1 protein-coding gene is annotated in these 1327 nt (G+C 69.2%); it reads left to right on the top strand.

The features are described from left to right. Window positions 1–102: 102 nt before the first annotated feature. On the top strand, window positions 103–1296 hold the full coding sequence (locus ABFX45_RS46140; protein WP_346137419.1) for an ISAs1 family transposase: 1194 nt from the start codon (window positions 103–105) through the stop codon (window positions 1294–1296). Window positions 1297–1327 lie beyond the last annotated feature (31 nt).

Here is a 1327-nt window from a genome sequence, read left to right as displayed (position 1 = left end):
CAGGGTTCCGGCAAAGTCGTGTCCGCCGTTTGGACGTAGGACGGGCACGGCTCTCTGGTTGATCATGTGAGTGTCTAAGTCTCATGATCTTCTGGGAGTGCCGTGCCCGCCGTGTCATCCTGCCCGATTCCGGCTGTGCTGGATCGGCTGGCCCCTGTCGCCGCTGACGTTCCTGCTGATCGAATCGCTGACCTGCGGGAGTGTGTGGCGGGGGTGCCGGATCCGCGGTGTCGGCGGGGTGTGCGGCACTCGCTGGCGTCGATCTTGTTGCTGGCGGCGTCGGCGGTCGCGGCGGGAGCCAGGTCGTTCACGGCGATCGGGGAGTGGGCGGCGGACGCCCCGCAGCAGGTACTCGCGTTGCTCGGTGTCCGTCACGATCCGCGCCGGGGCCGGCGCCGTGCTCCGGACGAGGCCACGATGCGCCGGGCGCTGCAACGGGTGGACGGCGACGCGGTGGACGCGGCGATCACGACCTGGACCCACGCTCGCCGCGGTCACTGGTCCGCGGACGGGCCGGTGGTGATCGCGATGGACGGCAAGACCGTGCGTGGCACCCGCGGCCCGGACGGCTCGGGCGGGGTGCATCTGCTGACCGCGTTCTGTCACACCGGCTCGCTGGTGCTCGCGCAGGTCCTGGTCGACACCAAGGTCAACGAGACCAAGCGTTCCGCCGCGCTGCTCGACCAGCTCGACCTGACCGGGGCGATCGTGACCGCGGACGCGATGCACACCATCCGCGCCACCGTCACCGACCTGCTGCGCCGCGGCGCCGACTACGTGCTGCCGGTCAAGGAGAACCAGCACCGGCTCTACGCCCAGCTCGACGCCCTGCCCTGGCACGACGTTCCCGCACTCACCACAGCGGACACCGGACACGGCCGTCACGAGCGGCGGACGATCCAGGTTCTGCCCATCCCCGACGACGTCACTTTTCCTGGTGCGGCACAAGCGTTTCTCGTCGAACGCTACGTCACCCACAACACCGGGAAACGCACCGCGATGGCCGTGCTCGGCGTCACCAGCCTCACCAGCGACCACGCCGGACCAGCCGAACTCGCCACCTGGACCCGCGGCCACTGGGACATCGAGAACAAACTGCACTGGACCCGCGACGTCCTCTACACCGAGGACGCCTCCCGCGTCCGCACCGGCACCGCACCCCGAGTCATGGCCAGCCTGCGCAACCTCGCCCTCAACGCACTACGCCTAGCCGGTCACACACGCATCGCCACCGGCCTGCGTCACACCAGCCGAGACTTCACCCGACCACTCACCCTGCTCGGAATCCACCCCTGACCAGCACCAACACGACTTTGCCGGAACCCTG

Source organism: Lentzea roselyniae, from assembly GCF_039537795.1.
Lineage (GTDB): Bacteria > Actinomycetota > Actinomycetes > Mycobacteriales > Pseudonocardiaceae > Lentzea > Lentzea atacamensis.
This window is presented reverse-complemented; position numbering and strand designations above follow the sequence as displayed.